General features: G+C 38.4%; 16 protein-coding genes. 1 reads left to right on the top strand and 15 read right to left on the bottom strand.

What is annotated here, in order from left to right; translation table 11 throughout:
- Positions 1-30: 30 nt before the first annotated feature.
- The 15 genes from CZ225_RS07320 to CZ225_RS07250 form a co-directional block, all read right to left on the bottom strand.
- The gene (locus tag CZ225_RS07320) at positions 31-1,578 is read right to left on the bottom strand and encodes a sulfatase family protein (RefSeq protein ID WP_077153578.1); all 1,548 of its coding nucleotides are present in this window, start codon (positions 1,576-1,578) and stop codon (positions 31-33) included.
- A gap of 1 nt (position 1,579) precedes the next feature.
- On the bottom strand, positions 1,580-3,400 hold the full coding sequence (locus CZ225_RS07315) for an alpha-L-fucosidase (RefSeq protein ID WP_077153577.1): 1,821 nt from the start codon (positions 3,398-3,400) through the stop codon (positions 1,580-1,582).
- 25 nt (positions 3,401-3,425) lie between these two features.
- Positions 3,426-6,512, bottom strand: a complete 3,087-nt coding sequence (locus tag CZ225_RS07310) for a glycoside hydrolase family 2 TIM barrel-domain containing protein (RefSeq protein ID WP_077153576.1) — start codon at positions 6,510-6,512, stop codon at positions 3,426-3,428.
- Positions 6,513-6,576: 64 nt separating this feature from the next.
- Entirely contained in the window at positions 6,577-8,904 is a 2,328-nt protein-coding gene (locus CZ225_RS07305; protein ID WP_077153575.1) for a glycoside hydrolase family 20 protein, read from the bottom strand.
- An 18-nt stretch (positions 8,905-8,922) separates the two neighbouring features.
- On the bottom strand, positions 8,923-10,503 hold the full coding sequence (locus CZ225_RS07300) for a sulfatase family protein (RefSeq protein WP_077153574.1): 1,581 nt from the start codon (positions 10,501-10,503) through the stop codon (positions 8,923-8,925).
- 206 nt (positions 10,504-10,709) lie between these two features.
- On the bottom strand, positions 10,710-12,107 hold the full coding sequence (locus tag CZ225_RS07295) for a hypothetical protein (protein WP_129585766.1): 1,398 nt from the start codon (positions 12,105-12,107) through the stop codon (positions 10,710-10,712).
- A gap of 51 nt (positions 12,108-12,158) precedes the next feature.
- Complete coding sequence (locus tag CZ225_RS07290) at positions 12,159-13,514, bottom strand: TlpA family protein disulfide reductase (RefSeq protein ID WP_077155737.1); 1,356 nt, start codon at positions 13,512-13,514, stop codon at positions 12,159-12,161.
- 24 nt (positions 13,515-13,538) lie between these two features.
- Positions 13,539-15,122: a PKD-like family lipoprotein gene (locus CZ225_RS07285; protein ID WP_234983015.1), complete on the bottom strand. Its 1,584-nt coding sequence runs from the start codon at positions 15,120-15,122 to the stop codon at positions 13,539-13,541.
- A 20-nt stretch (positions 15,123-15,142) separates the two neighbouring features.
- Positions 15,143-15,898 (bottom strand): DUF4843 domain-containing protein, encoded by a 756-nt coding sequence (locus CZ225_RS07280; RefSeq protein ID WP_077153571.1) that lies wholly within the window; start codon positions 15,896-15,898, stop codon positions 15,143-15,145.
- A 38-nt stretch (positions 15,899-15,936) separates the two neighbouring features.
- Entirely contained in the window at positions 15,937-17,388 is a 1,452-nt protein-coding gene (locus tag CZ225_RS07275; RefSeq protein ID WP_077153570.1) for a RagB/SusD family nutrient uptake outer membrane protein, read from the bottom strand.
- A 38-nt stretch (positions 17,389-17,426) separates the two neighbouring features.
- Positions 17,427-20,759, bottom strand: a complete 3,333-nt coding sequence (locus tag CZ225_RS07270; RefSeq protein WP_077153569.1) for a SusC/RagA family TonB-linked outer membrane protein — start codon at positions 20,757-20,759, stop codon at positions 17,427-17,429.
- Positions 20,760-20,817: 58 nt separating this feature from the next.
- Entirely contained in the window at positions 20,818-21,900 is a 1,083-nt protein-coding gene (locus CZ225_RS07265) for a FecR family protein (protein WP_077153568.1), read from the bottom strand.
- Positions 21,901-21,982: 82 nt separating this feature from the next.
- Positions 21,983-22,531 carry an RNA polymerase sigma-70 factor gene (locus tag CZ225_RS07260; RefSeq protein WP_077153567.1) on the bottom strand — a complete coding sequence of 183 codons (549 nt, stop codon included), beginning with the start codon at positions 22,529-22,531 and terminating at the stop codon, positions 21,983-21,985.
- A gap of 157 nt (positions 22,532-22,688) precedes the next feature.
- Positions 22,689-23,438, bottom strand: coding sequence for a nucleotidyltransferase family protein (locus tag CZ225_RS07255; protein ID WP_077153566.1), 750 nt, complete (start codon positions 23,436-23,438; stop codon positions 22,689-22,691).
- Positions 23,435-24,865 (bottom strand): RapZ C-terminal domain-containing protein, encoded by a 1,431-nt coding sequence (locus CZ225_RS07250; protein ID WP_077153565.1) that lies wholly within the window; start codon positions 24,863-24,865, stop codon positions 23,435-23,437. The genes CZ225_RS07255 and CZ225_RS07250 overlap by 4 nt, the downstream gene beginning before the upstream one ends.
- A gap of 104 nt (positions 24,866-24,969) precedes the next feature.
- Here CZ225_RS07250 and CZ225_RS07245 point away from each other — a divergent pair, with 104 nt between their 5' ends.
- A complete protein-coding gene (locus CZ225_RS07245) occupies positions 24,970-26,490 on the top strand; it encodes an arylsulfatase (RefSeq protein WP_077155736.1) in 1,521 nt (506 codons plus the stop codon).
- Positions 26,491-26,496 lie beyond the last annotated feature (6 nt).

Raw genomic sequence — 26,496 nt, 5'->3', positions numbered from 1 at the left:
TCTCTAAGCATTTCTTTTCAATATCTATCTCTATAAAGGCAGACCATAACGACCATCAACTATCTTGTCCAACTGTTCTGCCATCTTCTTAACTAATTCAGGCTTTTTTCCTGCCAGATTATTCATCTCCATCGGATCTTTTCTCAAATCATAGAGCTGTGGTTCCTGGCTATTTCCCAATTCAATATTCACTTGTTTGTTATATTCCGGACCTTTTCCGGGACGAAGATATTTCCACACGCCATCAGTAACCGATAAATTATTCTGGGCATTCTGGAGCACTAACCATTCTCTCCCTTTCTTTTGTTTACCCGTCCAAGCTTTCAACATCGGTTCACTATCCGGAGCTGCCCCTTCCGGTAAACGGACATTCAATATTTCTGCCAAAGTTGCAAACCAATCTATCTGGCAAAGCAACGCATTTGAAACACTTCCAGGTTTAATCACGTTCTTCCAGCTCCAAATACAAGGAATCCTTGTACCTGCCTCATAAGCACTATACTTTCCTCCTCGATAAATACCTCCAGGTTTATGACCTCCCAATAGTTCTACAGCTCGGTCTTTATATCCGTCATCTACTACCGGACCATTATCACTGGAAAGTATCACCAAAGTATTCTTATCCAATCCTAAACGTTCTAACGCATTCAAAATTTCACCCACCGACCAGTCAAATTCGAGCAAACAATCTCCACGAGGTCCCATTCCACTTTTCCCTGCAAACTGTGCACCCGGCACACGAGGAACGTGTGCATCTTGAGTAGCAAAATACAAGAAGAAAGGTGTATCTTTGTGTTCTTCAATAAAAGAAACAGCTTTACCGGTCAATGTCTCGGCAATTTGATCATCCTGCCACAAAGCCGACTTTCCTCCCTTCATATATCCAATACGAGAAATTCCATTCACAATACTTTGATTGTGTCCATGAGAAGGGTGCATTTTCAACAATTCAGGATTATCTTTACCTGTAGGTTCACCGGGAAAATTCTTTTTATAACTCACTTGTAAAGGATCATTCGGATCTAGATTAATCACCTGATCATTTTCCACAAACACACAAGGTACTCTATCACCTGTAGCTGCCATTATAAATGAATATTCAAAACCTATATCATTAGTTCCAGGTTTCAAAGGTTTGTTCCAATCCTGTTCTCCTCCTTTGTCTCCCAGCCCCAAATGCCATTTGCCAACCACTCCCGTGCGATAGCCTGCGTCTTTAAACATATCTGCCATAGTATAACGTTCCGGACGGATAATAGAAGCTGCATCACCATCCGCAATCCCCGTTCCTGCCTTTCGCCATGCATATTCACCTGTCAGCATTGCATAGCGGGAAGGAGTACTGGTAGCAGCTGCACTATGTGCATTCGTAAAACGTATTCCCATAGCAGCAAGACGCTCTACATTCGGAGTATGAATTGTTTTTGTTCCGTTACAACTCAAATCTCCATAACCAATATCATCTGCATAGATAAAAACGACATTAGGATGATTCTTTTGTTTTTCCTGTGCTGTTGCCTGAGAAACCAAACAAGAGGTCAAAGCCAAAGGCAATATTCCATAAAATTCTTTCTTCATATCATTCTTTATTAACCGTCACTTCTATTTCATTCATCTCTACTTTAGCCGTAGTTGAAGTTGGCGTAGTAGCTTCCAGCCTGATAAAACGTGCCGAAACTTTCTTTCCGAAAGAAATAGTTTGAGGCAACGGATTATGCATAATATTACTGAACTCACCATTAGTAGACACTTCCTGCCATTTCTTACCATCCGCACTTACATAAAACTTATAACGATAAGCCATAGTCGGCTTCGCTTCTGCATTCTGTGGTGCATAGGTAAATGCTGACAGAACAACCTCCTTACCAAGATCAATTGTTAATGGAGAAGCTGACAACATTTTCCATTCCGAACGAGGCAATGTATTCCAGTCTTCTCTCTGCCCCCCTTCCAAAAGAGGTTCTGCATAGTATGCAGCAACTTGACTAATATTTGAATTCAGACGACATTTACCTATTTTGATTCGTAATTGACTGGCCTGAACTGTTGGGAAACGTAACAAACGCTTATACCCTATCGTCGTACCCTTTCCAACTTCTATCCAGCCATTATCCGTCAGTGCCTCTACTGTAAAATCTTCTACCCTCTGACCTTTTGTTATATCTTCTTGAATCATCACTACATTAATCTGCGATTTCGGTCTCAAAGCATATACTTTTTCACTTCCCGGAGCTGCATTCCAATATTTACGACCTTTCTTTATCTTATTATCTGAAAATACCTGCTTCCGATAGGTAGCAAACTCCATTAAACGTTTAACATCCGCTTCATGAATCAATCCCCTACGATCAGGAGGTATATTCAATAAAAGCACTGAATTATAGCCAACTGATTGAAAATAAATATCAGTCAAATGTTTGAGCGATTTTACTTTATTATCTTCTTCAGCATGATAAAACCACCCCGGACGAATAGAAACATCCACTTCTGAAGGATACCAAAATAATTCTGTCGCCTTTTCCAACATGTCACGACTTCCCAAATCTGTCGACAAGCTAGATATCCCTAAGCGATTATTACTTTCATCCGAACGTTTGTAAATACCAGGTGCTAATACAGTTGCACTCCATTCTGTTTCACGTCCCAACCCTTTCTCATTACCTACCCAACGAACATCATCCCCCATGATCGCCATCACAGCTTTCGGCTGCAATCGTTGAATCGTATTATAAAAAGCCTCCCAATCATAAACTTGCTTCTTCCCATTCGGTCCCTCTCCGTTTGCACCATCAAACCAAACTTCATGTACCTCCCCATAATTAGTCAGCAATTCGGTCAGCTGTTGGATAAAAAATTCATTGTACCGAGGAGAGTCTCCATAACATTCCGCATTTCTGTCCCATGGAGAAAGATAAACTCCAAACTTCATATTATACTTATTGCACGCTTTCCTAAGTTCTTTCACAACATCTCCCTGACCATTTTTCCAGGAAGAAGAAGCGACAGAATGTTTCGTTGTAGCTGTGGGCCACAGACAGAATCCATCATGATGTTTCGCTGTCAAAATCACCATTTTGAATCCAGCCTCTTTAAGATTACGCACCCACTGTCCGGCGTCCAATTCTGAAGGATTAAAAAGCTCTGGATTTTCCTTTCCGTCCCCCCATTCACGTCCGGTAAAAGTATTGATACCGAAGTGAAGAAAAGCAGTTAGTTCCATTTGTTGCCAGGCATACTGTTGGGGAGTAGGGGTCAGTCTGGCAGCTAAATCTACTTTCTGCTCAAGAGTAGCATGCTGGGGGAATTCTACATGCTTCACATAGTAGTTTTCTTTCTTCTGTGCCTGTCCACCTAACGCAATGACAGAGGACAAGAAAAGGGAAATCAGTAGCTTATTCATTATTTCAATATATTAATTTAACCCATCATTTATTGAATGCTTGTTTCACCGGGCAAAGAGTAAATTCAAAACTCTGTTTCTTTAACGGTACCAGATACTGTGGTAAAACGCCCGGTCCACAGGTTGCAGTACCTACTCCAGCTTGCTTGGCATCCAAATGTACTGTAACCATTCCATCCCGTTCCAATTCATTAATATGACGCGCTTTCTCTAATAATATATCTGAGAACGGAATTATACTCAATTGAAAAGGCACGTTTGATTCAAAAAATAGTCCTTCACCAGATTGATCCGTTAATTTTGCCCAGCGTACATCTGTACGGTTACCCGTAGATTGCGGAGTCACATAGTAGTGAAACATACGTTCGGGAGTTGTTCGATTGATACTGATTCTACCCGATTGATTACGATCAATATACGTTTCATTATCACCACGTCCCAGATAAGAAATATCATTAAACGCATCGTTCATCTGGAATGTAAGTCCTAAACGTGCCATTGATTTCACAATTGTCGTGTCCGGTTGGAAAGTAGTACGAACTTTTACTGCTCCATTCTTATCAAGAATATAGACGAATTCCGCCTGCCCGACTTTTTGTCCTTTTGCATTGAGAATTTCTACTTGTGCCGTAGTCGATTCAGTATGCTCCTTCAACGAAACAAGCTTCTGCGTCAACTTATCCAATCCAGCATTCCGCCATAGTTTAGCACCATTCTTATCTCGATTATCATTATCCGTAGCGGGACGGAAAAGACTCAACGTAACAGGAGTAGCTAACAATTCCTTCCCGTCTAAGGTCAAAGAGGATAAAGAGCCTGTTTTCTCATCTACTACAAATGCTGTTTCTCCTGTCTTCTGTGGACAATAAGTGACAAAGTTCTTATTACCTGGAAGTATAAACTGATCATATGCCACTTCCCAAGTCTTATTAATCATCGGAGAAGCCTCTTTCCTTGTCCAACTCACATTCAGATAAGCCTCACGAACCCTATCCGGAAGTTTCACGTTACCCAATGCTATGTCTATCGTAGCATGAGGTTCACAATCCAACACTTTTGTTCCTTCCATCAGTTTCTCTCCCTGATCAGTAGTTACATCCCAATGCAAAACATATTCATTCAAATTAGAGAAGTCATACCAATTCTTGATACGAAGCTTCATATTTTTCGGAGTTAGCAAAGTGGCTTTAATATTCTGATAGACCTTTTTTACTTCAAGTAAATGCGGATGTGGTTCACGATCTGCATTTACCAATCCATTACAACAAAAATTACCAAAACTAGGTATTCCTACCGGTCCGTAATCACCGCCATATGTCCAATACCATTTACCATCTTTGTCTATTTCACGAAAAGACTGATCTACCCAATCCCACACATTCCCACCTTGCGCCATTGGTTCATTTTCAAAAACATCCCAATATTCTTTCAATCCTCCGCAGCTATTACCCATCGCATGCAGATATTCACAAAGTATAAAGGGACGGGTAATATCTTTTCTGGATACATAGTCTTTGATTTCGTCCACACTACGATACATACGACAATATATATCCGTATTATAATTCAATTCGGCACGCTCATATTGAACGGGGCGTGATTGATCTACAGATTTCAGCCAATCATAAGTACGTTCAAAGTTGATTCCATTTCCTGCTTCATTTCCCAATGACCAGATCACAATTGCAGGGTGATTTTTTGAACGTTCATACATTCGTTGTGTACGGTCCATATGAGCTGTCAGCCAAGTGCTGTCTTTCGCTAAAGAGGCAGGACCATACCCCATGCCATGCGATTCAATGTTCGCTTCATCAATCATATATAATCCATAACGATTACAAAGCTGATACCAATATGGATGCGTAGGATAATGCGAATTACGAACAAGATTAATATTATGCTGCTTCATCAGCTTAATATCCTCTTCCATCAGTTCCTTGCTTACCGTACGTCCCATTTGTGAATGTTCATGCCGGTTGGTTCCCTTCACCAATACCGGAACACCATTGATACAAAAACGACCCTCTTTGATTTCCGAAGTACGGAACCCCACTTCACATCCTGTCAATTCGGTCACTTTTCCTTGTGCATCTTTCAACTCGAGAACTAGAGTATAAAGATTAGGATATTCAGCACTCCAAGCTTTCACTTCCGGTATTTTCTTTTCATCAAAGACGATAAAGTTGCTTAAACCACGAGATTTTATATTAATGCCGTCCTGTAAAACAGTTTTTCCTGAAATATCTTTCAATGTATAAGATATAGAACCGGAGGCAGTTGAAGGACCTTCCACTGTTACTTCAAGCCCGAAGACACCATCTTTATATTTATCTTTATCCAAAGAAGCATTCACTTTATAATCAGCAATATACTGTTTTGGAGTAGTATAAAGATACACATCCCGTTCTATACCACTAAGCCGCCACATGTCCTGACATTCCAAATAAGATCCTGAACTCCAGCGATATACTTCCATAGCTATTACATTCTCACCTTCGTTCAATACATCGGTAATATCCCATTCGGCAGCAGTTTTAGATCCTTGATTATAGCCGAGTAGTTTTCCATTCACCCATACATAATAGAAAGAAGTTGCCCCTTCACAACAAAGTACTACCCGTCGTCCCTTCCAATCGGCAGGGACATTGAAGATACGACGATAAGAACCAACTTCATTTTCTTCAAATGGGACTAAAGGTGGATTCTTTTTAAAATGAAACATCTTATCGTCAAATTCATAGGTCTCATTCACGTAGATAGCAGTACCATATCCCTGACGTTCCCAATTACCGGGAACATTAATATCCGCCCATCCTCCGGTATAATATGATGGCTGATAAAACTCTTTTGGGCGATTATCCGGATTCTTCACCCAATGAAATTTCCACTTTCCATTCAGACTCATATAATATGGAGACTGTTCATACTCTCCAGGTTTATTGATAGCAGAAGCATTAGTATATGGCCACACATAAGTATGAGGAGCGACTTTATTTAGTCCTACTGCATATTGACTTTGCCATTCCGGAAGTAACAGTTTCTGTGCTGTAGTAGCCGGAATGATTGTTATTCCTGCCAATAAGATTAGAAAAAATCGTTTCTTTAAATTCATCTTTAGATTCTTTTAAAAAGTAGTTAGTAATCATGCGGATTACACTACTATTCAAATATACTTATTATAGAATAATCACCTCATCAAAATATACTTTTGATTCTTCGCCTGGACGAACATGATTTTCCGGACATGCTCCCGCACCTTCAGCAGTCACTTTAACATAACGGGCCATCACCCCCTTCATATCCATTGCAAGGTTCTCTGTGAATGTTCCTTCACGAAATATTTCTTCAAGAGTAAAGTTTAAGCTTGCTATATCCCTGTATGTAACATTGTCATCCGAAACTGCAACACTGATTGACTTTGGCTTATGTACAGCCATGCCATAATTTGTAATGCAACCGATAATAACCTTTTCCAGTTTCTCACTTTTCTGTAAATCAACGGTAAAGGAAATATGATCGTTATTCTTCCAGCCACACCACTCAAAATCCGTATATTTCAAGCTGCCACGCACTCCATTTGTTAACACCGCTTCATTCGGTTTATTACCGAGCAATGGCTTCCCGGTTGCTTTATTATGAGATACAATTAATGTCAACACCTCTCCCATCTGCTTCCCTTTTGAGAACGTAGCACATTGAACCACCTCTGTTCCTTTTACTACAATCGGTTCTTTATAAAGTTCCGAATCTGCTGCAGGTTCCTTACCACCTCCCGTAGTAAAGCGAATTTCCACATCCGGTCGGATACACTCCAATTTGACTAATGATGAATCTATCTTTGCCGTTACTGTATGTTGGATGTTGTACATTGATCGGGCAACAGTGATTCCTTTCTTATCTAAATGAGCAGTAAAACAGTCCAATGCCCCCAAGAAAGAAGACCAATCCTTATCTTCAGGCTGTACCCAAGCCACTTCTGCCAATGCTGCCAATCGTGGAAATATCTGATACTCCACATCTTCAGGTTTATTACAAAACTCGGTCCACATGGAAGCCTGTACTCCCATTAACAAAGATGCATATTCTGGTTTCCAATTTTCCTGAACCGGTTCATAATCATACACATCTTTCAAAGTATTATTGCCAAAGTAAGTCAGCGGTTCAAACCATTGCGGTCCCTGATAACGAATCAAATACATTACACGTGCCGGAGTCATGATAAAACGATGTCCCTCTTCTGCAGCTTTCAATGCCGCCTGTCCATAACCTTGCCAGCCATAAATAATAGCCCCTTCGGGAAGTTTGCTATTTGTCAGCTCATCCCAACCCATTACTTCTTTGCCTTTGCTACGTGCATAATCAGCCATTCGATTCATAAAATAACCTTGAAGAGCTTCCTCGTTGGCCAAATGTTCCTTCTTTATCCGCGACTGGCAAAGTGGACATTTCTTCCAGTTTGTTTTCCATGCCTCATCTCCTCCCAAGTGAATGTACTGCGAAGGGAAGAGAGTAATCATTTCATCAATCACACCCTGAAGAAAAGTGAAAACACTATCATTTCCGGCACAATAGATAATATCGGCATGATCTCCTCCTAAACCAGGAAGTACACCTATAAATTTATCCACTACAGGACAAGCTAGTTGAGAATACGAAGCAAGAACAGCATTACTATGTGCCGGCATCTCAATTTCCGGTATCACTTCAATTTGCCGCTGAGCAGCATAAGCAACAATTTCTTTTATATCTTCCTGTGTGTAGAATCCTCCTACCGGAGTAGGTTCTCCAGGTTCCGGGTTTCTGCGAGCAGGGAAAGGTATATCTTTGCGATCCACCCGCCAAGCTCCTACTTCTGTCAAACGGGGATACTTTTTGATTTCCAAGCGCCAACCGTTATCATCTCCCAAGTGAAAATGCAATTTATTCAATTTCAGCATTCCCATACAGTCGATGATACGCAACACATTTTCCTTGGGCATAAAATAACGTGCTACGTCAAGCATCATACCGCGATAACCGAAACGAGGTTCATCTGTAATGGTTAGTGCAGGGATTTCCCAATGTATATTTTCATGGGATACTCGATCGCTTTCAATAGCAGAGGGTAATAACTGTCGGATTGTCTGCAAAGCATAGAAGAAGCCTTTGCTATTGGAAGCTTTTATTAGTACTTCCTTAGGAGAAACTTTCAATATATAAGCCTCATCTTTCAGTGTAGTGTCTGTTATTAAGCGAATATCACCTTCCTGACTTCCTACTTTTATTTCCGGCGTAAATCCGGCCGCACAAGTGAACAGTCCATTCAATAGTTCTACTACTTCTGCTTGTTCCTTATTTTCTACAGCAAATACAGTTTTTTTTGAGAAAAGGTAGTTCCCACTACCCGGCACTAATTGTGCCGGGTGCGGAACTAAAGCTACTGAGTGTGTTAAGTTAGCTTCAGCACATCCTGTCAGTAGGGGCGACAGGACGACTGTTAATAATATAAATAAATATTTTATCATCTGGTCAATTCAAAAGATTCATTCTTTGTCACGATCCGGCGAAAAACGAACAGGATCGTTATATTGTTCCTGAAGTTTCAGCAATTCATTTTTCAGTTCTTTTACTACAGGTTCATATTCAGCTTGTCCATAGAGATTATGCATTTCTGTCGGATCTGCTTGTAAATCATAAAGTTCCCAACAGTCAATATCATTGTAGAAGTGAATTAATTTATAACGTTCAGTACGTACACCATAGTGACGTTTCACCATGTGTTCGGCGGGGTACTCGTAGAAATGATAGTAAAGAGCTTTACGCCAATTCTCCGGATGTTCTCCTTTCAATAAAGGAACCAATGAAACACCTTGTATATCATCTGGAATTTCCACACCGGCAAGTTCCAGGAATGTAGGCGCATAATCAATATTCTGTACCATCTCGGTTACATCTCCTCTACGCTCAAAACCTTTCGGCAATCGCATGATTAACGGAGTACGCATGGACTCTTCGTACATAAAGCGTTTGTCAAACCAACCATGCTCACCCATATAAAAACCTTGATCAGAAGTGTAAACCACCAATGTGTTATCAAGCAATCCTTTTTCTTTTAGATAATCAAGCACACGCCCTACGTTATCGTCAAGCGACTTTACCGTCTTCATATAATCTCGCATATAACGTTGGAATTTCCAGTTAGCAAGTTCTTTTCCTTGTAGATTCTTCTGATAGAAATCATCTATAATCGGACCATAAAACTTATCCCAAGCTGCTCGTTGTGCTTGATCCATTCTTCCAAGATATTTCTCGTAAAGAGATTTTAAACGGCTATTCTTGTCAGGTCGCAACATTTTGAGGTCATAGATCATATCCATGTCTTTCACAATGCTCATCTCTTGTGCGGCAGCTGCCGGACGCCCCTCGTAGTCGTCGAAGAAGTTATCCGGTAAAGGGAATGTCTTGTCTTCATAGAGAGCTAGATTACAAGTATCTGCCAACCAGTTCCGATGAATGGCTTTGTGATGAATCAACAAACAAAATGGTTGGTCAGGATTACGCTGATTCTCCATCCAGTCAATAGCATCGTCTGTTATAAGATTTGTAATGTAACCATGCTTCTTAATAGTATCGTTATCCTGTGTGATGAAGTTTGGATTGTAATAATCACCTTGACCGGGAACGATTTCCCAGTAATCGAATCCGGATGGCAGACTTTCCAAGTGCCATTTGCCTACTAATGCAGTCTGATAACCGACTTTTTGCAGTAACTTCGGAAAAGTTTGCTGCGAACTGTCGAACACACAGGTGGTATTATCATAAAATTTATTGGCACAACTATGTTTACCCGTAATCATACAAGCACGACTAGGACCGCTCAAAGAATTTGCGACAAAGCTTTGTGTAAAACGTACTCCATCTGCTGCAATACGGTCAAGATTCGGAGTTTCCATATAGCGAGTGTCATAGCAACTCATCATTTGAGCTGTATGATCATCCGTCATTATATAAACAATGTTCAAGGGTTTCTGTTTCTCAGTTTGTTGATTATTACATGAAACAAGAGAAGCAATAGCGGCGACACCTGCTAAAGAGTAGCATAAATTAAATGTTGTTTTTTGCATAATATCACAGTGTTAGATAACGGTAGCAAAGATACAGGGTTAGAGTAAATCCGATGTCTACAAATAGCTAATGAATTTCCACTATTCTACATTTTTGGCGATTTCATCGGAAAATAAGAGATAAATGAAAAAACAAAGAAAAAGGCCAAAAGCCTGAATGATCAGGGCTTTTAGCCTTTAACTTTGAAAAAGAGAATACTTACATACTATTCTTCACTTTCATATTCGAATAAAATCTTCATTAAACCTCCTGTTTCCTCTGTTCCGTAATCCATAGAGGTCACATATCCATCAGCATCATATTCATATGTGAAAGATAATACAACATCTTCTCCTGTATTAGGATTAGAGGAATTAACAGCTGAAGGCAAATTCACAGACTTTTTGTCGCACAAATCAAGCATATGAGCTACTAACTGGAATGGTTCAATAGCATCTATCAATCCTAAATAGCAAACTACTACATCTGTTCCAAAAGGATTATTCTTTAGTTCTTTATCCCCATATATAAAAAATTCCATATCATTATAACCTGTGATGTTATTGCCATTATACACATAAGTTAAATATGCATTACCACTAGTAACATTAAACAATCCTTGGAAGTATCCATTATCATATTTCCAAGTATAATCTCCGGAATGTCCATTGGAACGCTCAATAGAACTACTAGTTACTATCCCGTCTGTAAGTGTCAAATTAAAAGGATCAAATGCTCCTTCATTTTCCGGTGCATTAACAAAGCTATATTTATTTCCAACAATTGAAACATTATAAACAGATTCCATATCTCCTTCGTCCTCCTGCAAAACTTCTCCTGATTCTTCATCAACCACTTTCTGAGACATATACATAGTTTGTGCAAAGGCAGAAATTTGCTGATTACTATTTCTAATTTCCCATCCTATTTCAGTAACACCTGTCATAATCATACCTTCACCTGACATAGTAGATTCACTTCTTTGTTTTACTGATTTCAGTCTTTTCACCACTGTCAAAGTGATCTTATCAGTCAAAGTCCATTCTCCGCCATTTTGTTTTAAGATAAGTTTATAATCACCTTTTGCAGCAGTAGTAGGTACCGTACAGGTCAAACCTGAAGAACGGTCAGTAACAGTCAATTGAGTACGCGTTCCACTTTCATTTTCCAAATATACTTCAGCAGTTTGATTAAAACCATTACCGCCAATTGTAAGTGACTTACCAATTCCTCCTACTTCCGCAATATTCAAGTCTGTAACAGGTAGAGAAGCAGGTGTCAAAGTAATCTTACCTAGTTCCCAAGTACCATTCTGATTCAATATTACTGTATATTTACCTTCATTTAGGGACATAGGAATACTAAATATAGCTCCTGAAGAAGTAAACGAAGGATTCTGTATTACAGTTTCCTTATTTTCCGAATCTTTCAGAATCAGTTTAGCTACTGTAGCATCAAAACCTTCACCTCTTACTGTTACTTCAGTACCAATCTCTGCTGTAGAAGGAACCGAACAATTTGTAATTGGATTTACCGGAGTCTTATCTCCATTGTCATCGTCAGAACAAGCTGTGAATACACCCATCGTGCACACCATCAGCATTAATAACCAGATTTTCTTCATAATTTAGAAAATTAAATTAATAATAGTATTTATAGATATTTGTCTTTAAAATTAAATACCTTCTAATGCATTCAGAATCTTTTCGGTATCTTCAGAAGAAGGACGTGTCATATCGTTATTAATTATAATACCTTCTTTATCCAACAAAATAAAGTGAGGAATACCTTCAATACCGTATGCATTCTGGAATGAACTACCACGACCAATTAACAATTGAGTCCCAGTTAAGTCTCCGCTATTCACTTTCTCATCCCATTTCTCTTTTTTATGATCAATTGAAAGGCTAAGGAAAGTGATATTTTTTCCTTCAAATTTTGATTCCAATTCTTTCAGGAAAGGTAGTTCCTTTTGACAAGGACCACACCATGTAGCCCATAAGTCAATATACAAATATTTACCTTTGAAATCTTTCAATGAATACGATTTGCCATTAATATCTACTCCTTCAAAATCTGGAGAAGGTCTACCCACAGAAGTGATATCCCATTTGTCATATTTTACTTTATAATCAGCAAGCAGTACCGTATCTTTAACATATGTATGATAGACATTTTCCATGTCAGTAATATTCTTGATACCGAAACGTTCTACGTAAGCTCCTGCTATATAATGCAATAACGTTTGCTTAATTTTTTCACTCTTGATATTATCAGCGATATAACGCATCTGAGCTACCGCTTTCGGATAATATTCTGTAACCATTCGATTAGGTTCATCCAATACATGAGCCAATTCTACTATATAATCACGATATTCTTCGAGAGCCAACCAGTCATCATCCTCTATCCAATACTTTCTAACAGCATCATAGTATGTCGCATCCGGGCGATAAGTAGTATCTTGTGCTATAGCTACATATCCAACCGGATACATTATCACGCGAGTCCCATAAGAATACTTAATACGACCTTCTTCCATTTTTTCAAATTTACCGATATTTTCCAATTTGCGGGCTTTAAGCAACTTCAATGCTTCCTGCTCTTTCTGACTCAACTTCTTAAGATATTCATCCATAGGCAAAGCAAAGTCTTCGTCTGGCAGAGTAGTCAAAGTTATACTATTCAGGTAATCCACTATCGGTGCTTTTTCTCCTTCAAATTTGAAAGTATTCACATAATCGCCACCATCAAAAGTAATATGGGGACGGTCACCTTTCTCCAGATAAACTTTTCTCTCATTCTGTCCATAGAAAGCTCTAGCATATAAAACATCTTCATTGGGTATAGTAAATTCACCGTGTCCCTGCGCGTCCAAAGGTACTTCATTTACAGTCATGCGATAAACTAGAACTACTTCTGTAGCTGTCGGATTCTTAACATCGAAAGTAACTACGATGTCATTGGATTTGTTAGATGAGGTACAAGCACACATGAGCCCTACCAACAATACTAATAAGCAATTTTTCATATTCAACATTATATTATAAAAAAATTAATTGACTCTTTCTCTATATGTAGCATCTACAATTTTCGCAAATCCGGTATATACAGTTGGTTCTACCGAACGAAAATCACCTTCAGTAGTCATACCATTATATACTCGCAACGTTCCCTCTCCTCCATTTTTCATACTTCCTACTATAAGGTCGAACGAACGTGAAGCATTTTCACTCTTTTGATATAGATTGAATTTAAGACAGGTAATTGTTTCTCCTCTCAACGTAAATTGTTCTTCAGCCCGCAAAGGTGAAGCAGACAGATCGACGCGATAAACTGTACCACCTACTGCATAATACATATAATTCTTCAAAGAACTAAAGGCATATAAATTGCCTTCTTTGGTAATATTCGTACAACCCGATAAATCTCCATAATAAGATTTTCCCAACACATAGGTACAGTCAGCATATAATAATAAATCACCTACCTGAATACCATATAAATAGCGTCTATTTCCATCCGCCAGAATAGTATATGTCATTCCCATTTTACCATTACCCGGATCATACTTCGTATTCTCCATATAAACGCAATCATATCCAACCGGATATTTATCAAAAGCCGATCCTACTACTCCTGCATTTCCCTTTATTGTAGTAGCGATTTCTCCCATTTCATCCATATCCACCAAAGGATTATATCCGCCAAGATCATCAAAAGCCATCAATGGACAGTAAGCCATGAAACGTTTATTATCAATATCGTACAATAAATATATTGCAGCATATATCATAGATGCAGAAACATTAGTTCCAACATATGGAGCCACTTTAAACTTTTTATTGACAGCACTTCCATACAAACCGTCAATTCCCATTATTTCACAATAGTAGGCTTCCGTCCCACTGACTATTACTTTACCAAATCCTGCAGAAGTAATTGAATAAGGAAGTAACTTCTGAGGAACCGCTACCTCATAAGTAAAATTATACTCTTCTTTCCACTCAAAGTTATTCTTTCCCAAACGTGTTGCTCCCTCATCAGTCAGCAAATAATAAGGTGAATTGGCATCTGTCATTTGAGAAAGCCATTGTATCTTTCGGGGACCATTCCATTGAGGTGTTCCATTATTTTTCAGAATATCACGGTAAATTGTTCCTTTCACCACTTCTACCATAGATACCATATCAAGGCGTGCTCTTCCATTGTCGGAGCATAGCACCATCCAGCCTTCGGTAGTAGTGTCACTAACTGTCAAAGTATAGTTCTTTTGCCAATATAGTCCGGTAGACTTTTCTGTAACAGTAAAATATAGTGTATATTTACCCGGATTCAAATTTACCGTATAGTCCAGGTTACGAGTATTTCCTATAACTGTCACTTCGCTACTTTCATCCTGATTAATCACTTTCCATTCAAAATCATACTGATCATCAGACTTAGCATTTTCTCCCAAATCAGGAGTCAATTGCAATTGATCATACACCAAAACAGAAGGATTCTCTTTTACTCCCGAAATCTCAGGTTCTATCAGATCATGATAATCATAATTTCCCATGTCTTCGGCACAAGCTATTATTAGAAGACCTAACAACAAGCCTCCACATAAATGACTATATAAATTTTTCATCTTCATAATTTATTCTTATTAGAAAATTAAAAAACTAAAGGTTGTCCCGTTTTAGGATCAATTACCTCTTCATCATAAGCCAGTCCTACTTCTTTTTTTGCCACTTCTTCTGCTATATAGCTATTCATTTCAGCTCTAATGTAAATAAGCTTTGCCAAAGTGATAATAGTTCGATCGTTAAAATCGGCAGGGGCAATGTTCAATACCCGACACACCAATTCAAACTTCTGCTGAGTGAACTTACCTACAAAATCTTCATCCCAGGCAGCAGGTGGATTAGTGAACATGTCTGAAAACATAATACGGTAATGCAACATAGATACAGTATCTCCACTAGCTTGTAATTCTTCTGATACAGGAAGTGTGAAGTACTCATTGGCACTAATTTCCAATCGAATCGTTTTCTTTTGCCCTTTCAAAGAGGAAGTACGTTTCAATATCACTACATAATCAAAACTGGTAGCATTAGCTGGCAATTCAGCTTTTAGGGGTAGCACATAATCTATTCCTTCCGTAGCATCTTCCGAACTTACACGAATATTAATCGGACGAGCTTGTTCAACCGGACGACCTAATAACTGAATTTTTACTGGAATTTCCATTTCATTTGAATTTTCATACACAAATGTCACATCAGTACTATCCTGCAATGCACTAGCTCTAGATCTATTATTGAAATAGATTCCGCTAATTTCATCAAATGCATCAGGTGTTTGTTCTTCACAAGCAACCAACCCTATAAAGAATAGCAAAAATCCTATATGTATCTTTTTTATTTTCATATTACTATCTCATTTAGTATTTTCATATTATTATCGTATCAGTTCTCGATCTCCGAATCGGGTAAAGGCACTACAAATATCTCATCACTCGGTTCTGGGTTCTTGCTTGTATTAGACGTGAACAGAACAGATGTAAACAATCGTTTATACATAAAGAAAAGTTGTCCTTCACCATACAGTTCACGAATATATTCATACTGAAGGATATCACGATTCAATGTCGATATATTAGTTACACCTCTATTTTTCCGAAGAGTATTCACATAAGATGTTCCTTCAGATAAATTGGAAGACTGGCTTTCAGCAGCAATAAGATACATTTCTCCTAAACGCAGCAACGGAATCATTGTATTTTCAATCTTCCCAGTAGTTACCATATCCGAATATTTATAGAAGTATTTATTGGCTCCGGTAGCTACCCAGTTTACACGACTTCGATAATCATCCTGATTACCTCCAGTTGCAGCTCCACCTCCAAATATTAGATTGCTCATCAGATTATTATCCATTCTGAATACATAATTAGGTAAACGACTCGGATCATAATAATTTTTGAAGAGCTTATTACGACTGGAATGTGATAATGCAAAAATCACTTCGGAAGAAAAGATTCGGTCCGGATCATCCGGTGACCCCGTTACAAGACTTTTATCTACAAACGGAAAAACTCCTTTATTCGCTGCTTTAATTACATCAGTAGAATAAGTAAAAGCTCCTTCTCTATCACCAGTATAAAGACATACACGAGCCAACAAACCTGTAACTGCATAATAATTTAGTCGTAATGCACGATAACGCAGAAAATTAGAAACGCCATCGGTAGCTCCACTCATCATGGTTCCTTCTGTTATTACCGGATCATTCGATAACAAAATACGAGCCTCTTTCAGATCTGTAATTATCTTCTTTGCAACTTCAGTAGCCGGAAGCAGATCTTCCGGAATATTTTTCTGTGCAGTATAATAAGGAATACTCAATTTATCACTGTTCCGTGAATATACAGGACCGAATAGACGTAACATATCAAAATGTAACATCGCTCTTAATGCAATAGCTTCTCCACGAATAATATTATAATTATCACCTGTAAATAGTGATTTACGACTTTCAATATTCTCCAGAATCTTATTACAATTCAAAATCAAAGCGTACGCCTGATTCCAAGTTTCACTCAAACGTGCACGCCAATACTCCGTTCCATATTGGTATTTGGAAAGATCCTTATAATTACCCCATACATAATTATCAGTACCAATTGCATACGCTCCTCCCATGACCTCCAACATCTCTACTGACAGAGCACTTCCATAGAGTTTATCATTATTCAACTCAATATATACACCATTCAACAACTTCTGAAACCCATCTTCAGACGATAACAATTCATCTTCCCCTATCTTGTCATAAGGTTTCACGCCTAACCAGTCGTCACAGCTGCACAGCAGCAAGCAACAGCTTATCAATACACCTATATATTTTTTACTCTTCATAACTCATTTTGTTTTTTGTTAGTTTTTTCTTTACCTTATTAGAATGTAGCTCCGAGAGAAAAAGAAATGGTACGTGCAAACGGATAGTCAATTCCACGTTCGTCTTTGACTGTAGACCAACGGAAAAGATCATTCATATTCGCTTGCAGAGTCAATGCCGATAAACCCATTCTTTTAATAAAGCCTTGAGTAAATTCATAGCCTACGTTTATAGACTCACAACTTAATGTATTTTCATCCATCACAAAACGAGATGATTTCTCCGTTTTCTGCACTAAAGAAATTCCTTTAAACTGTGCCTCACGATTGGAAGTAGACCAACGATTGTATAATGCCCGTTTATCTTGGTTATTGTATATATCTTCCGTACCGATATTTTCCACTTTCTGGAAAAGAGAAGAGTTAAACAATTGCCCACCTAACCGATAACGGAAATAGCAACCGAACGTAAATCCTTTAAAATAAAAGGTAGTTCCGAATACACCTTCCACCTTAGGTTGAGTATCACCAACAACAACCTCATCATTTACATCATAAGTAAAAGAGTGGGTACCATCTTTTTTGATAAATAGCTCTTTACCCGTAGACGGATCGATACCCGCGGAGCGTACTGCCCAAATTGCAGTAGGACTACCGCCATCGTAATAACGGGTAGTACCTACTAAAGAGGATTTACCACTTTCATTCAACTCACTAAATGAGTTACCAATATTAGCATATTTCGATCTGGAATGTGTAGCATTCACACTGATATTCCAATTAATACGTTGCTCCAGCATATAAATCGGAGATACTTTTACAGTCGCTTCCCAACCTTGAGTCTTCTGTGTACCTGCATTCATCGCAATACTTGTTACTCCCATTGATCCTGGAGTAGTGATAATAGCAAGTAACGGATCGGTATTTTTCCAGTAATAATCAAAAGTAATATTCAAACGATTATTCCATGTAGTTACATCTATACCAATATTATAATTGATAGTTTCCTGCCATGCCAAGTCTTTATTTCCCAATGCATTCAGAATAACTCCGGTTCCGAATATATTCGTCATCCAACCATTAAACATATAAGTTGAATATGCTTGATAAGCTGCAAAATTTTGGTTACCCGGATTACCAACAGATCCTCTTAATTTAAGCAACTGGAATAACTCTGTGTCTCTGAAAAATTTCTCATTATGTACATTCCATCCCAAACCAACAGACCATGTGTTTCTGAAACGATTGTCAGTTCCAAACATAGAAGCACCATCACTACGATAATTAAAATCAAGCAGATAACGATTATCATAAGAGTATCCACCATTTAAATAAAAACTGGCTGCCCTTTTCAGATTCTCACTATATCTCGGTTTTCCCCCGTCTGGATAACCATTGGCAAAAGACGGAGCAGCAAACTGATCGTCCGTAAAACCGTTAGCAGAATAACCAAAAGTATTATTTTTATTACTACTAAAATTGAATCCTGCTACTGCATTAACCATATGTTTATCAGCAAACAGTCGTCCAAAAGTAGCGGCTAGATCTCCTTCATAAATCATACCTTTTACTAATGAATGAGTATAAAGTCCTTTCTCAGTTTCTCCTACATCATCAAATTGTGAATGTAACGGAGAAAGACGTGTATCCTGTGTATTATCCGACTTAGTTAGACCAAACTTTGCACGCAGACGAAGATCGTGAGTAGCAAACCACTCAATAATAAAGTTATTGGTAAATCCAAATTCTTCACCCTTATCATAATTATTCAGATGAGCATTCCACAGAGGATTTGCAACAGGAGAATCCTCCGCTCCCTCTACCGGATAGTACAGATACTTATCAACTTTTCCCACTGAATTATACTTCCGATAATAAGGATTTGCCTGAGCATATTCTGCAAATGATACTGTTGGATTATTTGTTTCTACATAGTCTACAGTCAATTTATTACTGAACTGGAATTTTCCAGTGCGGTAAATCAAGTCCAGATTTCCTCCAACAGTTTGTCGATCAGAACCTTTCATCACTCCATTCACTTGTCCAAAACTCAGCCCGATGCCATAACGTATCTTTTCTTCACCACCCTCAGCATAAATATTATGCTTATGAGTAAATCCTGTACGTATTGGTTCACTTAGCCAATAAGTATCCACTCCCTTTTCTATTTCCCTCAGGCGTGAATTCTTTAAGCTATCCAGACGCATCTGATTGAAAGGGCTACCCGTAAGATCTTGATAAACTCCTGCCATTGTTTCGAATTGTAATTTCTCACGAGCATTCATCAGATTATAATCAGTCAGGTCGGCAACAGTCACTCCGTAATCTCCTTTATAAGAAAGCTGCAGTCGTCCTTTTTCCGGAGTTTTTGTTTCAATAACCACAACTCCATTAGATGCTTTCGATCCATAGATAGCTGTGGAAGCAGCATCTTTCAGAATAGTCACAGATGCCACACGATTCATATTCAGATTCATCACTGTCTCCAAAGTAGTTTCAAAACCATCGAGGATAAACAACGGTTGGTTAGGGTCTGTCCCATATTCCTCTTTCAGTCCCATCACACTAGTTTTACCTCGGATCTCAATATCCGGCATCTGATTCGGATTAGAACCAAACTTATTGTTATCCATAATCTTAAAAGAAGGATCCAGTGTCTTTAAGCTCTGTAGAACATTTTGTGACCCCACCGATTTCAATTCATCTCCTTTGAAAGTCGTAGACGAACCGGTAAAGCTCTCTTTCTTACGTTGATAAACACCTGTTACCACAACGTCCTTAATTTCCATTAAAGCCTGTTGCATCACAACATTAGCGAAAGAAGATGCATTCTTTCCATTAAAATGTTTCACTATCTTTTCATAGCCAATAAAAGAAAAAATAATGTTACATTCTTCAGCAGGAAGCTTTAATGTAAATTGCCCATCAAGGTCTGTTGCTGTTCCTACAGATGTACCTTCGATAGACACTGAAACGCCAATCATCGGAGAATGATCGGCACCATCGATTACCTTTCCTTTTAATTCTATTACCTTTTCTTCCTCAGGTTGCACCTGTTTCTCAACAACCGGTCGAGGAATGATAACAATGGTACGATTTTCGATCTTAAAAGTAAAATTTGTATCGGAAAGAATATCCTTTAATGCTTCTGCCAAGTCAATATTCTGATAATTAGCATTCACTCTTTTTGTACATTCTGTCAATTGTTTCGAGTTATAAAAAAACTCATAGTCGGTGACCGCACTCATCTTTTTCAATGCTTCTGCTACCGTTACATTCTTTAGCTGTACATTTATCTTTTGAGCATAAATGACATCACAAAACACAAGAAGCATGAAAAGCAAAAACACTTTTCTCCAACTAGCACAAATAAACTTCACTTCTCTTTTCATATATATTCTATATAATTGTAGTTCGAATTATTGTATCATTTTGTATTTTGATTCCACCTTATTTCAATCGAATGATTCCATTTTCTACTTCACAGATAATTCCAGCCGTTTCAGTCATCAGGCGAGTGATATAATCAACTCCCCGATCATAACTGATTTTCCCTGAGAAAGAATAGTCTTTCAGACGCTCGGCCACCTGAATTTCAATTCCATACATTCTTCCAAGACGTTTAGCCAGTTCCGAAAGATGTTCATCCTCAAAATAAATCCAACCATCTTTCCAAACGGTAAATACTGAAGCATCTACTTTTACTACTTTCGTCTTTCCCATAGCACAATCCAAGCTAACTTGTTGATCAGGATTCAGAATGATATCTTCTTTTACTTTTCCAAATTGATAACTGATTTTTCCTGTAACGAGAGTAGTAACGTGTTTTTCACTTTCCGGATATGCATTGACATTAAAACTGGTACCTAATACACGTATGGATTCCTGTTGCCCTGTTTCTACATAAAAAGGGCACTTCTCATTACGCTTAACCTCAAAAAAAGCTTCTCCTGTCAGTTTCACCCTACGCTCGGATTTACCCTCAAAAGAAGCTGGATATTCGAGTGTAGAAGAAGAGTTCAACCATACTTGTGTACCATCTGATAAAGTCATTTGGAAACGACGTCCGGCAGGAACTTCCAGTCTCAATATACGTTCTCCAGCTAAAGCAAGCTTATCCCCACTAGATGTCCTTAAAGCAATATCATCAGAAGTATTCTGTTCAATACATGCAGCACTGTCAAGAGACATAACTACATCATTATCCATTTTCAATATAACCTGATTATTAGATATGGTGACTCCCATATCTTGTAACTGCGAAATAGCAGTAGACTCTTGTTTTGGCTGAACAGGTAGTTGAAGCATTAGTACGCCTGTTATCAACGCTGCAGCAATTCCGCTAATTGCTGCAATACGAAACCGCCGCCTGATACGAAGTTTATTTTGAATCCGGCATTGTAAATCTTTGAAACCCTGATCAGAAGAACTCACCCCTCCCTGGGAATCGGGTAATTGATCCCAAAGTTTTTCGAGCAACTCATCTTCCTGCTCACCTATTTCCCGTTCGGGAATATCATGTTTTGTATCCATACATAATGAACTTTATTCATTATATATAATACCAACACTCTCAAATTTACGTATTCAATTTGGATTTTTTTTTGAACGGAGCTTAATTTTTCTTGATTTCTCCTCTTAATTTCTTCTTTACCTTATATAATATAGTCTCCACAGTCCGGATAGAAATAGACAACTCTTCGGCAATAATAGAATTCTTTTTTTCTTCCCAATAACTCATTTGTAGTACCCTGCGACTTTGCTCCGGTAAACGTTCAATGGCAGGAATCAACACTTCCACTCCACGTGCAGATTTAGAAGTCTCCTCCCAATCTTGTTTCTGCTCTTCCATTGCCCTCTCTTCCCGAGCTTTACGCGCTTCTTCCGTTTTGATTAATTTTAGCGAATTATTATGAACGGCACGTAATAAATAGTTGCGAAAAGATTTTGTTTCATCTAATGTTTTACGATTCATCCAAACTGCCATAAAAGTATCCTGCACAACTTCATAAGCCGCCTCAGCATCTTGCAGGATATTCGTTGCATATATCCGTAACGAATTGCTATATGCCTTATATACAGCTTCAAAAGTTTGCTGATCTCCCCTCTTTAGCACTCTCACCACTCGATTGTTATCAGATAGTTCGAATAGTTCTTTTGACATAACAGTTTGTTTTCGAAAAAATATCAAAAGCAAAGTTACTAAAAAGAATGGTATACGCTATAAATTCTGTAAGTTTTTAGATTCCTATACTGAAAAAATTACTCTCAAATGAAAATATCACTTTCCTTTTGACGGTTTATTATTATAAAAATACATTTTATATACCTGATTTACGAATAAACTCTTCAGCACATGCCAATGTTTCAGGTTTACCAATGTCAATCAATTGCAAATTTTCAGTAAGATAACCGTTATATTCCACCTCTTGACAAGTAGCAAGATAAAAATCCATAATAGAGAACTTTCCTTCCCAACATGGAACATCCATCAATTGAAAAATAGCAGGAGAAAGAACATGGATACCACTAAATGCATATTCCAGATAAAAAGCCTCGACATAATGAAACCCCTCAGGTTTTATTTGTCCTGTACCTTTATTTATCCACCCACAAAGTTTTTGTCTTTGATCAAAAAGCAAGTAACGGGAAGTTTTACGCCGGCTAGCCAATAAAGTTGCCACGCCACCTTTTTGAATATGATAGTCATATAACTCTTTCAGATTGATATCCGAAAGAATATCGACATTATGAATTAAAAATGGTTCGTCAGAATCCTCAAAAAAAGAACGGGCTTTCTTGATACCGCCCCCTGTATCCAGTAAATAATCTCTCTCGTCGGAAATGAGAATATTAAGCCCAAAATTATGATTAACTTTCAAAAAGTCAAGGATCTGATCCCCAAAATGATGAATATTAATCACAATCTTAGTGAATCCCGATGCTTTCAATTTTAAGATAACATGTTCTAACATAGGACATCCGGCCACCGGAACAAGAGCTTTAGGCATTGTATCAGTCAGAGGCTTCAGCCGACTGCCCAAGCCGGCCGCAAATATCATAGCTTTCATACTGTTGCTTCAAATGTCTTTTCTATATTCTGTTCACGATGCACCAATTCAACTTTGACTCCGAATTTACGATTCAGATGTTCAGCCATATGTTGAGCAGAATAAACAGAGCGGTGTTGTCCTCCCGTACAACCGAAACACACAGAAAGGTTACTGAATCCACGCTCCATATAACGCTTTACAGAAGCATCTACTAATGCATAGGCAGAATCCAAAAAATGAAGGATCTCACCATCCTCCTCTAAGAAACTAATAACCGGTTCATCCAATCCGGTAAAAGGTTTATAACGTTCATATTTACCCGGATTATTCACTGCACGACAATCAAAAACATATCCGCCGCCATTGCCCGTCGGATCATCAGGAATTCCTTTCTTATAAGCAAAACTCATCACTTTAACAGTGAGTTGCCGTTTTTTCAGATCGTCAGTAAATTGTTTCAGTTCGGTTAATTCTCTCAATACTTTGCAAAGATATGGATATTCAGGATAGTCTTCTTTCAGTAATTCCCGTAAGTTCTCAATAGCATAAGGTACACTCTGAATAAAATGAGGCTTCTTCTCAAAGTACCCTCTAAAACCATAAGCTCCCAATACCTGCAAAGTACGAAAAAGAACAAAATGCCGTAACTGGCTATAGAAATAAGGTTCGTCAATCGGTTTATACTTACGCAACGCATCCATATATTCCTCCAAAAGTTCTCTCCGCAAACTATCAGGATATTTAGCTTTCGCTTGCCAAAGGAAAGAAGCGACATCATAATAAAAAGGACCTTTCCGTCCTCCCTGAAAGTCTATAAACCAAGGCTCTCCGTCTTTGATCATTACGTTACGGCTTTGGAAATCACGATACATAAAGGTAGCAGAAGAACTACGCAACAAAACATCACTCATTTTCTGAAAATCATCCTCCAGTTTATCTTCCTGAAACTCCATTCCAGTAGCCTTAAGGAAACAATATTTGAAGTAATTCAAGTCCCAAAGTATAGAACGTTGATTGAATTCGGGCTGAGGATAACAACGGGAAAAATCAAATCCATTGGCTCCGGCAAACTGAATAGCAGGAAGCAAACGTATCGTTTTACGTAACAATATCTTTTCCTCTTCAGAAAAAACACTTGTGGCACGCCCCTTCTCTATAGCATTGAACAGAAGAGTATCATTCAAATCCTCCTGCAGATAATAATTTTTATCATCTGAAGTACAATACACTTCAGGAACAGGAATCCCAGCTTTCCGGAAATGATCTGCCATATAAAGAAAAGCCTCGTTCTCTTCAACAGAAGTACCGTAAACGCCAATTAATGTTTGTACACCTGAAAGACGAAAGTAACGGCGATTAGAGCCGGAAGACGGTAACTCGCTAATCGTTTCTGCAGGAGCTCCCGTATATGTCTGATATATTTTCTGTAATTCTTCAGTTATCATAATCGTACATTTTCGAGCAAAGATAGAAATTAAGATTGTAGTTTTAACAAATATTCAGTTGAAAATAGTATCTTTGTTCCGGATACCTCCAAATAATGAATATTATGAATTATCAATTACTTTCTCTGGTTAGTGGTGCACTATTACTTTCTACATCATCCGTCAGTGCACAAAAGAACAATACTAAACCCAATATTATTTTCATCCTTTGTGACGATATGGGATATGGAGATTTAGGATGCTATGGCCAACCTTTCATCAATACCCCTCATCTGGATGCAATGGCCAGTGAAGGAATGCGATTTACACAAGCTTATGCAGGTAGCCCGGTCAGTGCTCCTTCCAGAGCGTCATTCATGACAGGACAACATACAGGACATTGCGAAGTCAGAGGAAATAAAGAATATTGGAAAAATGTACCCACTGTAATGTATGGCAACAACAAAGAATATTCCGTTGTAGGCCAACATCCTTATGATCCTAATCATGTCATTTTACCCGAGATAATGAAAGATAACGGATATACTACCGGTATGTTCGGTAAATGGGCAGGAGGCTATGAAGGATCTTGTTCTACACCCGACAAACGGGGTATTGATGAATATTTCGGTTACATCTGCCAATTTCAAGCACATTTATATTATCCTAATTTTCTAAACAGATATAGCAAAGCATTGGGAGATACAGGCACAGTACGTGTTGTCATGGATGAAAATATCAAATATCCGATGTATGGTCCCGATTATCATAAAAGACCACAATACTCCGCTGATATAATCCATCAAAAAGCGATGGAATGGTTGGATCAACAAGATGGTGAACAACCATTCTTTGGAGTATTTACCTATACTTTACCCCACGCAGAGCTAGTTCAGCCGGAAGATTCCATCCTAAACGGATATAAAGCAAAATTTAATCCGGATAAAAGCTTTGGCGGGCAAGAAGGTTCCAGATACAATGCAATTACCCACGTACACGCACAATTCGCCGGAATGATTACCCGATTGGACTATTACGTCGGAGAAGTACTGGAAAAATTGAAAGAAAAAGGTTTGGACGAAAACACATTAGTTATTTTCTCCAGTGACAATGGTCCCCATGAAGAAGGAGGTGCAGATCCGACTTTCTTTGGCAGAGATGGCAAATTACGCGGATTAAAACGACAATGCTATGAAGGAGGAATCCGTATACCATTTATTGCCCGTTGGCCGGGACACATTTCTGCAGGTACCGTAAATGACCATATCTGTGCTTTCTACGATATAATGCCTACTTTCTGCGAATTAATTGGTGTGAAAGACTATGAAACGAGATATGCCAATCCCAAGAAAGCAATCAACTACTTTGACGGAATATCCTTCGCTCCTACTTTATTGGGTAAGAAAGGACAAAAAGAACATGGCTTTTTATATTGGGAATTCAACGAAACAGACCAAATCGGAGTACGAATGGGAAATTGGAAGTTAGTAGTTAAAAAAGGGGAACCCTTTTTATATAATCTCGCAACAGATATCCACGAAGACAATAACATAGCTGCAGAACATCCGGATATTTTAAACCGGATGATCTTTATTATCCATACGCAGCATATTCCTAATCCACATTTTCAAGTTACCTTACCGTAAATCTAT

Source organism: Bacteroides bouchesdurhonensis (assembly GCF_900155865.1).
In the GTDB taxonomy this organism is placed as follows: Bacteria; Bacteroidota; Bacteroidia; order Bacteroidales; family Bacteroidaceae; genus Bacteroides; species Bacteroides bouchesdurhonensis.
The sequence above is the reverse complement of the archived record's forward strand: the minus strand, read 5'-3'. Positions and strand labels throughout refer to the sequence as shown.